The organism is Aeromonas sp. R2-4, assembly GCF_040908365.1.
Taxonomy (GTDB): Bacteria; Pseudomonadota; Gammaproteobacteria; order Enterobacterales; family Aeromonadaceae; genus Aeromonas; species Aeromonas veronii.
In genome coordinates, this window is record NZ_JBFODO010000002.1 from 83,190 (window position 1) to 96,489 (window position 13,300).

The following is a 13,300-nucleotide window of genomic DNA, read 5'->3' on the forward strand; positions in this document are numbered from 1 at the left end:
GCTCGTGCAATCGGCGGCCAGTGTGTACGGCGCTGGCACACTGGCGGGGTGGCGTTTGGATGGGTTGTGGCTGGGTAGACTGGCGCCATGACGACAGCACCCTTACTTTTCCCCCATATCGAACCCAGACGGCAGGCCATGCACCTGTTCTTCCAGGGCTATCCGCTCCGCGCCATTGCTGAATTGCTGCAGACGCCGGAGGGGACAGTCTCGACATGGAAGAAGCGCGGCGGCTGGGATGACATCAAACCCATTGACCGGGTCGACTTCGCCATCGAGGCGCGGATGTGCCAGCTGATCGCCAAGGAGGTGAAAACCGGCGGCGACTTCAAGGAGATTGACCTGCTGGGCAGGCAGTTGGAGCGGATCGCCCGGGTCAACAAGTACAGCAACGGAGGCAACGAGGTCGACCTCAACCCCAAGGTGGCGAACCGCAACAAGGGGCCGAAGAAGGCACCCGAGCGCAATGTGGTGGAGCCCGAACAGCAAGAGCGGCTGATCGAGCGCTTCGAGTCCACCATGTTTGGCTACCAGCGCACCTGGTACGAGGCTGGCAACCAGCACAGGATCCGCAACCTGCTCAAGTCTCGCCAGATTGGGGCGACCTACTTCTTTGCCTTCGAGGCCTTCATCGATGCCGTGGTCACCGGGCGCAACCAGATTTTCCTGTCGGCCAGCAAGGCGCAGGCTCATGTGTTCAAGCAGTACATCATCCAGTTTGCCAAGGAGGAGGGGGTGGAGCTCAAGGGCGACCCCATGGTGCTACCGAACGGAGCGCACCTCTACTTCCTCGGCACCAACGCCCGCACCGCCCAGAGCTACCACGGCAACATCTACATGGATGAGTACTTCTGGATCCATGGCTTCCTGGAGTTCCGCAAGGTGGCTTCCGGCATGGCGATGCACAAGAAGTGGCGCCAGACCTACATTTCCACCCCATCCAGCCTTTCCCATCCCGCCTATGCGTTCTGGTCCGGCGCCAACTTCAACCGTGGCAAGGCGAAGGCAGACCGGGTCGAGATTGACCTGAGCCACGCCAATCTTGCCAGCGGTAAGCTGTGCGCCGATGGTCAGTGGCGGCAGATTGTCACGGTCGAAGACGCGGTGCGCGGTGGCTGCGACCTGTTCGACCTGGATCAGCTGCGCAGCGAGTACTCCGAGGAGGAATACCTCAACCTGCTGATGTGCATCTTCATGGATGACACCTCGAGCGTGTTCCCGCTCGTCACCCTGCAGCGCTGCATGGTCGACAGCTGGGAACTGTGGGACGACTACAAGCCCTTTGCCCTGCGTCCGCTGGGTAGCCGGCCGGTGTGGATCGGCTATGACCCGGCCAAGGGTGGGCAGGGGGATAGCGCAGGTTGCGCCGTGCTGGCTCCGCCGGCGGTGCCCGGCGGCAAGTTCCGGGTGCTGGAGCGCCACCGCTGGAGCGGGATGGACTTCGACGCCCAGGCGCGAGCCATCAAGGCCATGTGCGAGCGCTACAACGTGTGCTACATCGGCATCGATACGACCGGGATCGGGGAGGGGGTCTACCAGTTGGTGAAGCAGTTCTACCCTGTGGCGACCCCTATCCAGTACAACCCGAGCGTGAAAATCCAGATGGTGATGAAGGCGCAGGATGTGATGAACAAGGGGCGGCTGGAGTTTGACAGCGGTTGGACCGACCTCGCCCAGGCGTTCATGAGCATCCGCCGCGCCGTGACCGCGGGCGGCAAGCTGCCGACCTTTGAGGCCAGCCGGTCAGAGGAAACCAGCCACGCCGATATTGCCTGGGCAACGATGCAGGCCCTGTTACACGAACCGCTGGCAGGTGCCACCGGTGCCAATACCAGCATGATGGAGATTTTCGCATGAGAAAGCGCCGCCCACAGCGCCATACCTCGCCGATGACGGCGACCCAGAAACCCGGCGCGGCCATCGAGGCGTTCAGCTTTGGCGAGCCGGTGCCCGTCTTATCGCAACGGGAGGTGTTCGACTACCTGGAGGCCATGCACAACGGCCGCTGGTACGAGCCGCCCCTCTCCCTCAATGGGCTGTCTCGGGTCTATCGGGCCGGGGTGCATCACGCCTCGGCCATCCAGGTGAAGCGCAACATCCTGCGTTCCTGTTTCATCCCGCATCCGAAACTGAGCCTGGCCGCCTTCACCGGGTTGGCGCTGGACTATCTGATCTTCGGCAACGGCTATCTGCAGGCGGTGCAGAACCGACTCGGCGGGGTGCTGCGCTATGACCACCTGCGGGCCAAGTACACCCGGCGCGCCCTGGACTTGGACACCTATTGGTGGATTGCCCAGCCCGGCCAGGAGCAGGCGCTGCCGGCCGGGCGGGTTGGCCATGTGATGGAGAGCGACATCAACCAGGAGATCTACGGCATCCCCGACTATGTCGGCGGGCTAAACTCTACCCTGCTCAACGAGTCGGCCACCCTGTTCCGCCGCAAGTATTACGAGAATGGATCCCACGCTGGGTTCATCATGCACATCACCGACGCAGTGCAGAACGAGGGCGACATTGCGGCCCTGCGTGAGGCGCTGCGCCAGAGCAAGGGGCCCGGCAACTTCCGCAACCTCTTGCTCTACACCCCGAACGGCAGCAAGGACGGGGTGAAGCTGATCCCGGTGGCCGAGGTGGCGGCCAAGGATGATTTTCTCTCCATCAAGAACGTCAGCCGCGACGACCAGTTGGCCACCCACCGGGTACCGCCCCAGCTGATGGGAGTGATGCCGAACAGCACGGGCGGGTTCGGCGATGTGACCAAGGCCGCCCAGGTGTTCGACATCAACGAGATCGACAGCATCAAGGCCAGCCTGCTGGCGCTCAATGACTGGGCAGGGGAGGAGGTGATCCGGTTCAACCCCTACAAGCTGGCTGCCGGGATCGAGCAGGCCAGCCAAGGCGACATGCTGCGCTGACCCGGCCTGTGCATCCCGACCACCCCGCCACCTGGCGGGGTTTTCTTTTGCCCCTCACATGGCCGCATCAGCGGCCCGCTGCTGCATCACCGATGCGGGCTATCCTTGCACCCTCGCAGATCCTTTCACGCGCATCCTGAGCGGCTGGCGCAGCCTGCTGCCCCCTGCCAGCACCGCTGGCGCGCAATCGGGACCCCGCCTCGCCTGCCCGCTTTATGTGTGGAAAATCATGCAGGTGAACGACTGGGGTCGGGAAACGGTTCCCCGCGCCAGCGCTGGCCGCGCGGGTGATAACGGATCCTTTTCGCGATCCTTCACTTTCCGTCAGATCCTTTCATTTTCGGGCTCTCCAACATCAGCTTGCTCTCACGGTCACAAAATCCAGGCGAAAAAAATGTGTCCGGTCACGACGCGGCAAGCGTGACCGGACACAATTCCCTATTTCTGCCACTACAGGGCGATTACTTTGTCGCCCTGGGTGTGCCAGCACTCTGCTTGACCCTTGAAGGTGCCGCCGCATCCTTCCGGCAATGCGCAGTCGCAGTTCGGGCAGATCTGCAGTTTCAGCTCGGCTTCCTGCTCCAGCCAGCGTTCCCAATCTCGCCGGATCAGGGTGCTGATGTACTCGTCTGCGGAATATGGCTCACCGCTGCCAGCCCTGGCGATGCGCAGGTGGTCCAGCTGCTGGCGCTCCCGTTCTGAGAGCGCCACCTCCACCCGCTTGATGCCAAGGGCCGCCCGTCTGGCCCGCTGGTCCTGCTTGCGTTTGGTGGCGGAGTTCATGCTTGCCTCTTCTCAATCTGGCTCATAGCCTCGGCCCAGCCGCCAGGAATCCCGTTGGTAATGGCTACCATGTCCAGCGCTCTGGATAGCTTCAACTCCTTACCTTCCGCTTTCTGTTCCTTCACCAGTTTTTTGGCTCTTTTGCGGCAAAATTCAACAGTATTACCCGATGGGAATTTCAGGTGGTCATTGTCGTGCTTCATGCTGCGCCCTCCCTTACCACCATGGCATCCTCCTTTGCCCATGCCCGCCAGCTGGAGATGGTTGCCTCCTTCGCCTGCTCGAGATGCGTCTGACCAGGGTGTTCGTATAGCACATGGGTCACCGTGCCGCGGTCGTTCTGCTTGATGGCTGTCACTTCCCTGGTACTACCGAAGCGGGTGATCACATCACCCGGTACCGGATGTTTGCGGGGGTCTCTCATGATTGAGCTCCTGTCTCGATTTGACGGTGGTCAGCCACTACCTGGTGCAGTGCCGGCCGGTATGTTGGGTTGAGCTGTGCGGCGGCCCCCGGGTTGGCGCGGTCGATGGCGCTGCCCGGGGCAATAAAGAGGGTGCGACCGGTGACGGCGCACCGGATGGTGCCGCTCTGGTCGATGGCCACGGGGGTCAGTCCGTCCACGATATGGCGGCGGCCAACCGAGCGGCCATCGGCTGAGCGCACCGGCACGGTGGGGCGGTTGGCGCTGGCCTGAAACGGGTTTGGCACATCGGGGGCGATGGCCGGCAGGGCCAGCAGCGCGGGGCTAGGGTGCCGGCGGCGCAGGATGGCGCAGGCCACGGCCTGCTGTTTGCCCTGGAGCATCCCCACCCATTGGCTGATCTCGTTGGCTGGCCAGCGCTGCTGCAGGATGCAGGTCACCCGATTATCCAGGCGACGGTACTCTTCGCGGCTGACGGTCTGTTTGTTGTTCATGTTCATACCCACTCCTCGCTGTAGTCGTCCTGTTCCTGCATCCACTCCGGTGCATCCAGCCCTTCCAGCACGCGCCACATCTCGGACTGATAGGGCTCCGGCAGCATCTCTATCCAGCGGTGCGCCCCGGCGTGGCCCTGTGCCTGGTAGACCTTGCCGCACAGCTCAACCAGCATCGGCCAGTCCTGATCGCCTTCCGGTACCGCGTACTCATCCGGCTGGCCCTGTTCGGCTGGCGCCTGGCCTTCTGGCTGCCAATCCGGCTCGCTCGGGATCGCCCGGCTCGACTGCACCTGGCCGTTCTCCAGCCAGAGGGTGAAGCCGTCCGCGCTGACGCTGGCGCCTGCCCGTAAACGCCCGATGGAGAAGGGAGATAAACCCCATTGCTCTGCCATCAACTGATCCGCGAACGCCTCAGGATCCGGCTGCGTACAGTTATTGTCAGAGCTCCAAGGTGCCGGGCTGTCGCCCGTCTTAACCCCAACACCCCCAGCCGAAACTCTGGCGGCCTTGGCGGCCTCATAGGTGCCTGCTGGCACCACTTCCCACCCTTGCAGGCGGGTCTTGATACCCAGGCGGGCTGTGTGCAACCCCATCAGGCGCTTGATGTCTTCGCCGTATCTGTTGGCCTGCTCCTCGATGAGGTGGGCCAGCTTGATGGGGTGCTCGGCACGGGTAGCCAGTGCGCCACCCATGGCTTCCAGGTAGCAACGAAAGATGGCGTTATCAGCGGCATAGCGGGCGGCCTCAAAGCGTGGGTCTTGCAACACCGGCTTGGGTGGCCCCACGAGTTCGCCATTCTTCTTGGCGTTGCTGATACGGCGCAGCTCGCGCCAGACCCCGACCGGTGCGCCACCGATCTGCTGGAAGGTGCGGATCCCCCACCAACTGGCCCAAGCGCACGCATGCAGAGCGCCCTGGTCTGCTGGGGTGTTAGCCTCTTCGTCGTCACCGACATAGGCGCCATCGATGTTCTTGGCGATGTACTTGGCGAGATAGCCGGTTGCATCGCCCTTGGCTGGGTCGATCATCTTCCAGTCGAACCGTGGCGTGAAATCGGTAAAGGTGGGGGCAGCCATGGGTACCCGCACCAGCTCGTCCTTGTCGTCTGTCAGCGCGTAGTGTTGCAGGGTGCTGATCACCTTGTTGCGATCGCTCGGGCGCATAAACAGCAGCATGTGCCAGTGCGGGGTGCCGTCATGGTGTGGCTCGCACACCCGAAAGCCGTAGACAGGTGAATCATTGCGCTTGAGTGAGGCGCGGGTCAGGCTCCAGAGCTTGGCCAGATAGGCGCAGGTTTCGCGTGGGGTGGCGCCCTGGTACTTGTCGTTCTCGATGGTCTTGCCGTTGCGGCCGGTCTTCCAGGCGTGAAATCGGCTGGGGGCCGTCCAGGTGAAGAACACCCCCACATGGCCCTGTTGCTCTGCGTAGTCCTCGAACCCCCGCATGCGGGTCATCATCTCGTTGCGGCGGTTGACCGGGTTGGAGATGCTGGCCTCCCAGCAATCCTTCATCGAGATCACCAGGTCATGCTGGCCGTTCATCACTTCCGACTCAGCCAACCAGCGCATCATGGCCTGCTTGCGCTCGCGCACCACCTTCATGGTGGCGTTCGAGACGTAGGCGGAGACGCCCTTGCGTACCTTGCCCAGCAGGATGGCGATGTGCTCTTGCAGCCGATCCCAGCAGCGGTTCACTCGCTTCTCCCACCACTTGGCGGAGAGCAGGCGCACCATGACGCTCAGGATCCAGTTTTCCCGCGCCCCTCTGGTTTTGAAGTCCGGCATCTTGCCGACGAATCCCCACTGGTCGGCAGGTTGCTTGATGGCTTCCCATGTTTCCATCAGGTCCAGTTCGCCGGCGGTGCTGTTCTGCTCGATGTTTTTCCAGATGGCTGCGGTCTGGTTGGCGAACTGGTGGGCCACTCGCCGGCGGCCTTCGTCGTCGCGCAGGTGCTGAGCATCGACTGGCAGCGCCATCACCAGAGACCTGACCCACTTCACCCGTTCCCGCAGCCAGATGTTTGCGCTGCGGCAGTTGCGGGTGGTGCCATCTTTGCGGCGGCGCACGTACTGCTTGAACAGCACCTGGGTGAACTGCATGGAGAGGCCATCGAGCAGTTGCACCGCCCAGACCAGATCGTATTCACCAGGGGCGCCCACAAAGGCGGCCTCCAGCTTGGTGCCCGGCATGGAGTTGGCGAGGGCATCGATACGGGCCTTGAGGGTCTTCTTGGATAGCGGCAGCTGGTTGCGTTTTGGCGTCGGCAGGCGGCTGATGGCAAAACCAAGATGGCCAGCCTCGGCGGCTGGCCCTGTTTTCTGTTGGTTGGTCATTGGTTATTGTTACCCGACAGCTCTTTGATGTTGTTCCGGCAGGAGGCCAGCGCATGGCGGGCATGCCTCGCCATCTTTCTGGCTGCGACACACTGGCGCAGGGTGAGGGAGACCGTGCAGCGGGGGCGAGGGGAGAGCTGGCGCATGGCCAGCAGGTCGCGCTGGTAGCTGCGCAGGCGGGCCTCGTCGCCCATCATGGTGTCGAACCATCTATCCACACGGGTTTGCAGGTCGGTGATCAGGCGGTGGCTCATTTGATGGTCTCCCCCAGTCCATGGAGCGGTTCGCAGTCTGCCCACCACTCGGCGATTTCTCTGGCCAGCGCCACCTCACCGCTACCCAGCGCCAACCAGTACACGGCGCGGATGGCGCCAAGGGCCAGCAGCTCGGCAATGTGAGACTCAATGTCGGGATGGCCGGCAAACATGTTTGCACAATCAAACTCGCCGCGAGCGGCCTCCCAATGCCTGGCCAACTGGCTGAGCGGTGCGGATGGCCGCATGTGGGCGGGGCCCGCCTCTGTGGTGCCCTGGTCATCCAGCGGGGCCTCCAGTTCAAACAGGTCGGTCATACCAGCGTCTCCTTGTCGTCGCGGTCTGCATTAGCCTCGCTGCAGGCCAGCGCCAGCAGCCCATACATCGCCAGCAGCAGCACTGCTGAGCGAGTGACAACCAGATCCTCACGCCGCAGGCCATCACCCTGGTTCAGCTCTGCCAGCAGTTGCACGACCATCTCGCCGGTGTCCTCGAAGGCAGCCAACCGCTTGCTCAGCTCGTCGGCTGACCTGTAGCCAATGCAATGAGCGGCGGCCGACATGGCGACCATGCTGGTGTTTACCGCACCGACAAGCGGCTCTGGGAGCGAATCGCCGTTAACACCGACCCAGTCGCTCAGGCTGGCGGCGGTGGTTTTGACCACCCCATACAAATCCAGCACAGCCAGCTCGGCGGCCAGCCTGGCCCGCATTGCCATCGGGTTTACATAGATGTCGCTCATGCCTCATCCCCCATCACAGAGTCGTCATCGAGCAGATCCGCGGGGCGGCTGGTCACGACCAGCTGCACCTGGATGTACTCATCACCGGAGTAGAGCTCGCCCAGGGCGATGCGGTTTTCCTGCTCGCCAGTGGCCAGCAGCTCGGTCAGCAGCGGCAGCACAGCCCGCTCTGCCCGCTTGGCGATATGAATGGCGTCGATGCTCATGGTTGAGCCCTCCGGTTCATGGTGTGGAACAGCTGGTACCAGCGCTGGTTCTGTCTGGCCTGGGCCATCAGGGACTTGCCCTCCGAGCCACGGTAGAGGTAGGAGTAATCGGTGCTGGCGCGAAGCCGCGCCGGCAGCGCGTGCACGGCGGCAATGGCGGTTTGCCGGTTGACCGGCTGCAACAGCTTGTTCATGCCACCCCCTCGATGATGCGAATAGCGCCAGAGGTCAGGCGCTCCATGCGGGCGTAGCCGTTCAGGCCGCGCAGCCAGGTGGTGCCGCAGTTGATGTAACCGCGTCGGACCAGATAGGCGAATGCCGCTTTGATGGTCGGTTCGGTGTGACGAGTGATAACGGCGGCCATGTTCAGATCCCCCCACGGCGGTTGACGCACGACCAGACCGCACGCCACGCCATGGCGGCAGGGCGTTCTACGGCATGGATCAGGTCTGGGCTGGTGCTGTAACGCTGACCGCGGCAGGCCAGCTTGCGGTTTTGCAGGCGCAGGTTGCGCAATTGGTCACGAATGGCTAAAGTTGGCATGTCGATTTTCCTTGTTGACGATGGAAAGCCCGCTGGTGTTGTCGCACCGATAGCGGGTTTTTTATTGCCCGATGGCCCTGGGGCCTGACTGGCACATCTCACTGCCCGCCAGCACGGCGCGTTTCATGCGCAGCTTGGCGGCGCGTTCCTTCTTCTCTCTCTCGATATCTCCGATAGGTCTGGTCACTGGCGCCGGGTGCCACACCTTGGCGTCACAGCCGCCGCGAAACTCCCCCTGGTACTCCAGTGCGATCACCGCCAGCCTGACCGCCTCGCGCTGTGCATGGGGCAGGGCTGACAAGGTGGCGGTCATCAGCTCGCCCCGTGGCTGGCGGGCGATGGCACAGATGGCCGCTTTCTTGGCCTGGCTCAAGGCCAGCCAGTCGGTGTCCAGACTGGAGCGCGTTTTGCCGAACAACTCCCGCAGGATCTGGCAGCCGGCGGTGTTCATGGCCACCTGCTCATCGGGGGTCAGCCCCGCCAAGTTGCGCTGTTCATGGTCGATGCGTTGCGTTTGCATGGGGTTCTCCTTCCTGTAGGGGGCCTAGGCCCCTTCCTGTTCTGCGGTTGTTTCGGTTGCCCCGGCCTGTGCCTGCTTGAGTTCCTCAATGGCGCGGAACGGGCGCGGCTTGGTGGGCTGTGGCGGGGTGGCGGTGCTGGCCGGTTCCTCTTGGTGGCTGCGGCTCCCCTTGAGCCGTGGCACCAGGATGGCGGGGTTGGGCAGGGCGCTGGGCACGTAGTAACCGGTCACCGTGGACATCACCTGGAAGACGTACCCACAGAAATCGTTGCTGCAGCGATAGCGCGCCTGCACGGTGAGATCGCTCATGCGCTGTGAGGTTCTGACGGTGCTGTAAGACCCACAGTGAGGGCAGGGGAAAAACTTGGACATGGGGTCTCCTATGCGCCCATCGCCACGCGGGCCATGTCGGCGGCGCAGGCAAGGCTGGGTACGGCGTGGAATTTGTCTTCCACCTCGGTGGCAATCAGCACCAGGTGCTCGATGCCCGCCCACAGCCCGCTGATAACCGCATTGCGATGGGCCTTGGTGACGCGGTGGCCGTTGAGCAGGGTGGTGGCTTGGGCGGTGACGCCCAGCAGTTGGGCGCTGGCGGTCAGCGTCTGCTGGGCGCGGGCCTCCGGGGTTGCTGTTGTGGCGGCGGGCAGCTTGGAGGCGGTCAGACCGCAGTCAAACAGCAGGCCGTCAAACAGGGTGTCGTCGCCGGTGGCGCGATAAAGGGCGATCAGGTCGAGGGCGGTGAGCTTGTGCTTTTCATTGGCCGGGTTGAACTTGTTGTTCAGTACTCCTCGCGGCATGCCGAGCTCGCGCCCCAGCTCGCTGAGGTTGTAACGCCCCTTGAAGATGTCGCAGGCGGCCGCAAAGTGGTTGTGTGAAAAACAGGACTGGTTTGACACTCTGATTTCCCTCCAAAGGTCGCTATGGTTAGCTGGCGAGTGTGAACAGGGATGACGAGTGTCCCGCCATCTGTTTGGCGATAAACACATGCACCTTGACCATCACCAGCTCATTGGCGCGCGTTTTTTCCATGACATCGAGGCGGCCCGTTTTGACCCAGTGGCGGGCGGTATCGACAGACACCCCGATCCACTCGGCAAACCTGGCGATGGGCATCAGCGGCGGAATGTCTGCCGAGATCACCAGATTGATCGCGCTGACGGCGGGAGCCTGGGTCGGCCTGGCGGCTGGATTGACATGACGAGGTGGCATGGTGGTTACGCCTTCCCTGGTTGTGCGTTGGTGGGGTCAGCCTTGGCGGCAGCAGTCGCCCGCTGGACGCTGGGGATCTCCTCCAGCGGGGTGCCCGGCGCGACGCGCTGATAGGGGCGCTGTTGGCCAGACGGGGCTGCGGGGTCGGCTTTCAGTGCACCGCCGGTCAACACCTCGATCTGGTAGGCGCGGCCCTGTGGGATGGTGTCGCCCCACTTAACTACTGCGGCGTGTGATATGCCGAGCGCTTTTGCAGTGGCAGTCACACCACCGAAGTGTGTTATGGCGTCATGTTTTCGCATTGCCCCTCACCGTGTCCTTAAGTATCAACAATGCGAAAACTGTAACCTAGGTATTATAGGTGGTCAACGATTTTTGATCCCAAAGTATCAATTGCGGGTGGTAACTTAGGTTTCATGGAAACGATCAATGACCGCATTTCAGAGCGCCGCCAGGCACTCAAGATCAGCAAAAACGAGTTAGCTAGGCGCGTTGGGATTACTCACGCGTCTGTTAATAAGTGGGAATCAGGGCTGAACCAGCCAAAAGGCCGCTACCTCAACGACTTAGCGGCTGCGCTTGGCGTGTCTGTCGATTGGCTGCTGACCGGCAAAGAGGACGGGGCCGCTGGCGTGATGGAGCCTTCTCCCCCTGGCTATCGCAACGTCGAGCCCGCCGACATCCCACAAGGGGTTCGGGTCCCCATCCTCAGCTATGTGCAGGCCGGGCAGTGGCGTGAAATGTGTGAACAGGCCACCGCCTTCGATGGCAGCCTGGAATATGTCACGGCAGGCGTCAGCGTCGGCAGCTGCGCGTTTGGTCTGTGGGTGCGCGGCAACTCGATGGAACCCGATTTCAAGGAAGGCGATCTGCTTATCGTGGATGCCGACGAAGCCCCCAAGGCGGGTGACTTTGTGATTGCCAAGAACGGCAGCGAAGAGGCCACCTTCAAAAAATACCGTTCCCGGGGTGAATACGAAGATGGCAGCCCGCGTTTCGAGCTGGTCCCCCTCAATGACGACCACGAAACCCTCAGCACCGACCAAACCTCCATCGCCATTATCGGCGTGGTGGTCGAACACCGTCGTATTTTGAAACGGGGATAACACGGTCGATTAACGCGGCCAAACCACCGGCTAATTGTTCATGTAACAGATTCTGATATAGCAGGAGGCTAACAGTGCTTGATATTCACTCTTCCGAATCAATCAGGTATCACGGCACAGAGGTGCCTGTTTTCAATATCCTCTACATGAGCAATAAAGGCGCGCTCTCAGCAAAGAGAGTGGCGGTTTACCATATCAATCAAGATCGCAATCTTGCCTACGGTCATCAGGTCACTATTGCCGCAGACATTGAACCATTATCCGGTGAGTTCCCGACCTTTATCTCTCTGCGTACCGACCGAGTGATCGATGTGTTCGATACACATGAAGAGGCCGTTCAAGCATTTGAGAAGGCCGAGACGCTTTATGCTGACCGGATCCTGCAAATCAAATCTGACCCTGGCTATCACGGTCGCAAGTTGCCCCCGAAAGACTACTCCTTCAAGGTCTGCTTCACCGGGTTCGCCAAGGCCGACAAAGCCGAGTTAACCGAGCTGGCTGAGGCGGCTGGGATGAAGGTCGTTACCAGCGTATCGGAGTCACTCGATTTCCTCTGCTGCGGTGACAATGCTGGCTGGTCGAAGATGAAAAAGGCCAATGAGCTCGGAGTGCCATTAGTGCGCCATGAGCAAATCCGACTGCTAGTCGAGACCGGCGAACTGCCCGAGTCGTATACCGAGACTCAATGAGCACATCAGCGCACGATGGCGTAGTATCCGATGGGCCCTATTCCGCTTCCAGGAGCAACCGATGAAAAGTGTACCGAAGACCGGGTTGTATCTTTCTACCAAGAAAGTCGAAGGCATGAGGTTGGTGGTTGAGGATGTCTTTGCAGAAGAAGGTGATGACTTCTATCTCGTCAATGTGATTGATGAAGCCAGCAAGGATGACTTCTCCGCGATGGGCGATGAAATGGACGGCGAGCAGTGGGAAGCGCTTGTCGCTGAATACGGCTTAGTGCATCAGGGATAAATAGGGCGCCTTGACCGCCCTCAATCAAATAACAAAGAAATAAGGGATTGCATATGAACTCCAAGGCTGTGCTCGCGCTCGCTTTATCCGCTGTGCTATTCGGCTGTGGCCCCACGGACCCGAAGACTACGGTTTTACCTTCAGATATTTCCACCTGGAAGGCTGACACCAAGTTGGAGGGCGCCGTTAAAAAACTGGGCGAAGAGGATAAGCGTCTATTGGTGGCTTACTCGATGAGGGCTGGTCTTGGCCAAGCCTTCGGTGGTGAAGGCATTCCACAGGGTACCACCATCGGCTCGGCCATCGAGACTCAGAAAGCCTGGGAAGAAGCACAGCGCCAGGCGCAAGCCCAGCAAGCTGCACTGGAGGCCGAAGTAAAACAGAAGCAACTGGAAAGCCTGAAAGAGATGAATTCAGCGCTGACTACGAGCCTGATGTCACTCAAATACATCCCTTCAGATTTCCAAGCCCAACGCATAGAAGATCTGTTTGAAATCCAGATCGCGTTTAAAAATAACACCAGCGAAAAGATGATCGGCGTTCGTGGAACCGTTGTCTTCAAGGATGTGTTTGGTGAGATCATCAAACAGATAAACCTGTCCAACGATGCCGATATCCCTGCTGGGCAGACTGTGATTTACAACGGCACTTTCGATTACAACCAATTCATGAATGAAGATACCAAGCTGCGTAACACAGACCGCAGCAAGCTCACGTTTGAGTGGATGCCTGACACTTACCTGTTCGATGGCGGAAAAAAACTGACCATGCCCAGGGTTAATGGGTAATTCCCTCA

The 13,300-nt window shown here is 61.0% G+C and carries 23 protein-coding genes; 6 read left to right on the forward strand and 17 right to left on the reverse strand.

Annotation, left to right across the window (positions count from 1 at the left end; all coding sequences use genetic code 11):
- The first annotated feature begins 87 nt into the window (after nucleotides 1-87).
- Both AB5Z05_RS00545 and AB5Z05_RS00550 read left to right on the forward strand, forming a co-directional pair.
- Nucleotides 88-1,857, forward strand: coding sequence for a terminase ATPase subunit family protein (locus AB5Z05_RS00545; RefSeq protein WP_368149873.1), 1,770 nt, complete (start codon nucleotides 88-90; stop codon nucleotides 1,855-1,857).
- Nucleotides 1,854-2,915 (forward strand): phage portal protein, encoded by a 1,062-nt coding sequence (locus AB5Z05_RS00550; protein WP_323957467.1) that lies wholly within the window; start codon nucleotides 1,854-1,856, stop codon nucleotides 2,913-2,915. The genes AB5Z05_RS00545 and AB5Z05_RS00550 overlap by 4 nt, the downstream gene beginning before the upstream one ends.
- A 450-nt stretch (nucleotides 2,916-3,365) precedes the next feature.
- On the opposite strand, the gene AB5Z05_RS00555 is transcribed toward AB5Z05_RS00550, so the two are convergent.
- The 17 genes from AB5Z05_RS00555 to AB5Z05_RS00635 form a co-directional block, all read right to left on the reverse strand.
- Nucleotides 3,366-3,698, reverse strand: coding sequence for a hypothetical protein (locus AB5Z05_RS00555; protein ID WP_368149875.1), 333 nt, complete (start codon nucleotides 3,696-3,698; stop codon nucleotides 3,366-3,368).
- Complete coding sequence (locus AB5Z05_RS00560; RefSeq protein ID WP_319874062.1) at nucleotides 3,695-3,901, reverse strand: hypothetical protein; 207 nt, start codon at nucleotides 3,899-3,901, stop codon at nucleotides 3,695-3,697. Before AB5Z05_RS00560 ends, AB5Z05_RS00555 begins: the two co-directional genes overlap by 4 nt.
- Entirely contained in the window at nucleotides 3,898-4,122 is a 225-nt protein-coding gene (locus AB5Z05_RS00565; RefSeq protein ID WP_095591450.1) for a hypothetical protein, read from the reverse strand. The genes AB5Z05_RS00560 and AB5Z05_RS00565 overlap by 4 nt, the downstream gene beginning before the upstream one ends.
- Entirely contained in the window at nucleotides 4,119-4,616 is a 498-nt protein-coding gene (locus tag AB5Z05_RS00570) for a hypothetical protein (protein WP_368149877.1), read from the reverse strand. The genes AB5Z05_RS00565 and AB5Z05_RS00570 overlap by 4 nt, the downstream gene beginning before the upstream one ends.
- Nucleotides 4,617-4,618: 2 nt before the next feature.
- Nucleotides 4,619-6,808: a replication endonuclease gene (locus AB5Z05_RS00575; protein ID WP_368149942.1), complete on the reverse strand. Its 2,190-nt coding sequence runs from the start codon at nucleotides 6,806-6,808 to the stop codon at nucleotides 4,619-4,621.
- Between the two features lie 140 nt (nucleotides 6,809-6,948).
- A complete protein-coding gene (locus AB5Z05_RS00580) occupies nucleotides 6,949-7,206 on the reverse strand; it encodes a hypothetical protein (RefSeq protein WP_216993513.1) in 258 nt (85 codons plus the stop codon).
- The gene (locus AB5Z05_RS00585; RefSeq protein ID WP_128296135.1) at nucleotides 7,203-7,523 is read right to left on the reverse strand and encodes a hypothetical protein; all 321 of its coding nucleotides are present in this window, start codon (nucleotides 7,521-7,523) and stop codon (nucleotides 7,203-7,205) included. Before AB5Z05_RS00585 ends, AB5Z05_RS00580 begins: the two co-directional genes overlap by 4 nt.
- A complete protein-coding gene (locus AB5Z05_RS00590) occupies nucleotides 7,520-7,948 on the reverse strand; it encodes a hypothetical protein (RefSeq protein ID WP_223924821.1) in 429 nt (142 codons plus the stop codon). The genes AB5Z05_RS00585 and AB5Z05_RS00590 overlap by 4 nt, the downstream gene beginning before the upstream one ends.
- A complete protein-coding gene (locus AB5Z05_RS00595) occupies nucleotides 7,945-8,154 on the reverse strand; it encodes a hypothetical protein (protein ID WP_039040893.1) in 210 nt (69 codons plus the stop codon). Before AB5Z05_RS00595 ends, AB5Z05_RS00590 begins: the two co-directional genes overlap by 4 nt.
- The gene (locus AB5Z05_RS00600; RefSeq protein WP_223933174.1) at nucleotides 8,151-8,348 is read right to left on the reverse strand and encodes a hypothetical protein; all 198 of its coding nucleotides are present in this window, start codon (nucleotides 8,346-8,348) and stop codon (nucleotides 8,151-8,153) included. The genes AB5Z05_RS00595 and AB5Z05_RS00600 overlap by 4 nt, the downstream gene beginning before the upstream one ends.
- On the reverse strand, nucleotides 8,345-8,518 hold the full coding sequence (locus AB5Z05_RS00605) for a hypothetical protein (protein WP_368149880.1): 174 nt from the start codon (nucleotides 8,516-8,518) through the stop codon (nucleotides 8,345-8,347). The genes AB5Z05_RS00600 and AB5Z05_RS00605 overlap by 4 nt, the downstream gene beginning before the upstream one ends.
- A gap of 2 nt (nucleotides 8,519-8,520) precedes the next feature.
- Nucleotides 8,521-8,697 carry a hypothetical protein gene (locus AB5Z05_RS00610; RefSeq protein ID WP_171272690.1) on the reverse strand — a complete coding sequence of 59 codons (177 nt, stop codon included), beginning with the start codon at nucleotides 8,695-8,697 and terminating at the stop codon, nucleotides 8,521-8,523.
- A gap of 61 nt (nucleotides 8,698-8,758) precedes the next feature.
- A complete protein-coding gene (locus AB5Z05_RS00615) occupies nucleotides 8,759-9,217 on the reverse strand; it encodes a hypothetical protein (protein WP_368149881.1) in 459 nt (152 codons plus the stop codon).
- A 24-nt stretch (nucleotides 9,218-9,241) separates the two neighbouring features.
- Nucleotides 9,242-9,589 (reverse strand): ogr/Delta-like zinc finger family protein, encoded by a 348-nt coding sequence (locus AB5Z05_RS00620; protein WP_368149882.1) that lies wholly within the window; start codon nucleotides 9,587-9,589, stop codon nucleotides 9,242-9,244.
- A gap of 8 nt (nucleotides 9,590-9,597) precedes the next feature.
- Nucleotides 9,598-10,113, reverse strand: coding sequence for a phage regulatory CII family protein (locus AB5Z05_RS00625; RefSeq protein WP_368149883.1), 516 nt, complete (start codon nucleotides 10,111-10,113; stop codon nucleotides 9,598-9,600).
- 28 nt (nucleotides 10,114-10,141) lie between these two features.
- Nucleotides 10,142-10,426, reverse strand: a complete 285-nt coding sequence (locus AB5Z05_RS00630) for a hypothetical protein (RefSeq protein ID WP_270809067.1) — start codon at nucleotides 10,424-10,426, stop codon at nucleotides 10,142-10,144.
- A 5-nt stretch (nucleotides 10,427-10,431) separates the two neighbouring features.
- Entirely contained in the window at nucleotides 10,432-10,728 is a 297-nt protein-coding gene (locus AB5Z05_RS00635; RefSeq protein WP_368149885.1) for a Cro/CI family transcriptional regulator, read from the reverse strand.
- A gap of 114 nt (nucleotides 10,729-10,842) precedes the next feature.
- On the opposite strand from AB5Z05_RS00635, the gene AB5Z05_RS00640 reads away from it, so the two are divergent.
- The 4 genes from AB5Z05_RS00640 to AB5Z05_RS00655 all read left to right on the forward strand — a co-directional run bounded on the left by AB5Z05_RS00640 (nucleotide 10,843) and on the right by AB5Z05_RS00655 (nucleotide 13,292).
- Nucleotides 10,843-11,532, forward strand: coding sequence for a LexA family protein (locus AB5Z05_RS00640; RefSeq protein WP_368149886.1), 690 nt, complete (start codon nucleotides 10,843-10,845; stop codon nucleotides 11,530-11,532).
- Between the two features lie 74 nt (nucleotides 11,533-11,606).
- Nucleotides 11,607-12,221, forward strand: coding sequence for a BRCT domain-containing protein (locus AB5Z05_RS00645; protein WP_368149887.1), 615 nt, complete (start codon nucleotides 11,607-11,609; stop codon nucleotides 12,219-12,221).
- 61 nt (nucleotides 12,222-12,282) lie between these two features.
- Nucleotides 12,283-12,504: a hypothetical protein gene (locus tag AB5Z05_RS00650; protein WP_223920086.1), complete on the forward strand. Its 222-nt coding sequence runs from the start codon at nucleotides 12,283-12,285 to the stop codon at nucleotides 12,502-12,504.
- Between the two features lie 53 nt (nucleotides 12,505-12,557).
- A complete protein-coding gene (locus tag AB5Z05_RS00655) occupies nucleotides 12,558-13,292 on the forward strand; it encodes a hypothetical protein (protein WP_203764106.1) in 735 nt (244 codons plus the stop codon).
- Nucleotides 13,293-13,300 lie beyond the last annotated feature (8 nt).

Excerpts from the sequence above, each read along its gene's own strand:
- AB5Z05_RS00545 (WP_368149873.1), top strand. The coding sequence starts at position 88 with ATGACGACAGCACCCTTACTTTTCCCCCATATCGAACCCAGACGGCAG.
- AB5Z05_RS00550 (WP_323957467.1), top strand. The coding sequence starts at position 1,854 with ATGAGAAAGCGCCGCCCACAGCGCCATACCTCGCCGATGACGGCGACC.
- AB5Z05_RS00555 (WP_368149875.1), bottom strand. The coding sequence starts at position 3,698 with ATGAACTCCGCCACCAAACGCAAGCAGGACCAGCGGGCCAGACGGGCG.
- AB5Z05_RS00560 (WP_319874062.1), bottom strand. The coding sequence starts at position 3,901 with ATGAAGCACGACAATGACCACCTGAAATTCCCATCGGGTAATACTGTT.
- AB5Z05_RS00565 (WP_095591450.1), bottom strand. The coding sequence starts at position 4,122 with ATGAGAGACCCCCGCAAACATCCGGTACCGGGTGATGTGATCACCCGC.
- AB5Z05_RS00570 (WP_368149877.1), bottom strand. The coding sequence starts at position 4,616 with ATGAACAACAAACAGACCGTCAGCCGCGAAGAGTACCGTCGCCTGGAT.
- AB5Z05_RS00575 (WP_368149942.1), bottom strand. The coding sequence starts at position 6,808 with ATGCCGGGCACCAAGCTGGAGGCCGCCTTTGTGGGCGCCCCTGGTGAA.
- AB5Z05_RS00580 (WP_216993513.1), bottom strand. The coding sequence starts at position 7,206 with ATGAGCCACCGCCTGATCACCGACCTGCAAACCCGTGTGGATAGATGG.
- AB5Z05_RS00585 (WP_128296135.1), bottom strand. The coding sequence starts at position 7,523 with ATGACCGACCTGTTTGAACTGGAGGCCCCGCTGGATGACCAGGGCACC.
- AB5Z05_RS00590 (WP_223924821.1), bottom strand. The coding sequence starts at position 7,948 with ATGAGCGACATCTATGTAAACCCGATGGCAATGCGGGCCAGGCTGGCC.
- AB5Z05_RS00595 (WP_039040893.1), bottom strand. The coding sequence starts at position 8,154 with ATGAGCATCGACGCCATTCATATCGCCAAGCGGGCAGAGCGGGCTGTG.
- AB5Z05_RS00600 (WP_223933174.1), bottom strand. The coding sequence starts at position 8,348 with ATGAACAAGCTGTTGCAGCCGGTCAACCGGCAAACCGCCATTGCCGCC.
- AB5Z05_RS00605 (WP_368149880.1), bottom strand. The coding sequence starts at position 8,518 with ATGGCCGCCGTTATCACTCGTCACACCGAACCGACCATCAAAGCGGCA.
- AB5Z05_RS00610 (WP_171272690.1), bottom strand. The coding sequence starts at position 8,697 with ATGCCAACTTTAGCCATTCGTGACCAATTGCGCAACCTGCGCCTGCAA.
- AB5Z05_RS00615 (WP_368149881.1), bottom strand. The coding sequence starts at position 9,217 with ATGCAAACGCAACGCATCGACCATGAACAGCGCAACTTGGCGGGGCTG.
- AB5Z05_RS00620 (WP_368149882.1), bottom strand. The coding sequence starts at position 9,589 with ATGTCCAAGTTTTTCCCCTGCCCTCACTGTGGGTCTTACAGCACCGTC.
- AB5Z05_RS00630 (WP_270809067.1), bottom strand. The coding sequence starts at position 10,426 with ATGCCACCTCGTCATGTCAATCCAGCCGCCAGGCCGACCCAGGCTCCC.
- AB5Z05_RS00635 (WP_368149885.1), bottom strand. The coding sequence starts at position 10,728 with ATGCGAAAACATGACGCCATAACACACTTCGGTGGTGTGACTGCCACT.
- AB5Z05_RS00640 (WP_368149886.1), top strand. The coding sequence starts at position 10,843 with ATGGAAACGATCAATGACCGCATTTCAGAGCGCCGCCAGGCACTCAAG.
- AB5Z05_RS00650 (WP_223920086.1), top strand. The coding sequence starts at position 12,283 with ATGAAAAGTGTACCGAAGACCGGGTTGTATCTTTCTACCAAGAAAGTC.
- AB5Z05_RS00655 (WP_203764106.1), top strand. The coding sequence starts at position 12,558 with ATGAACTCCAAGGCTGTGCTCGCGCTCGCTTTATCCGCTGTGCTATTC.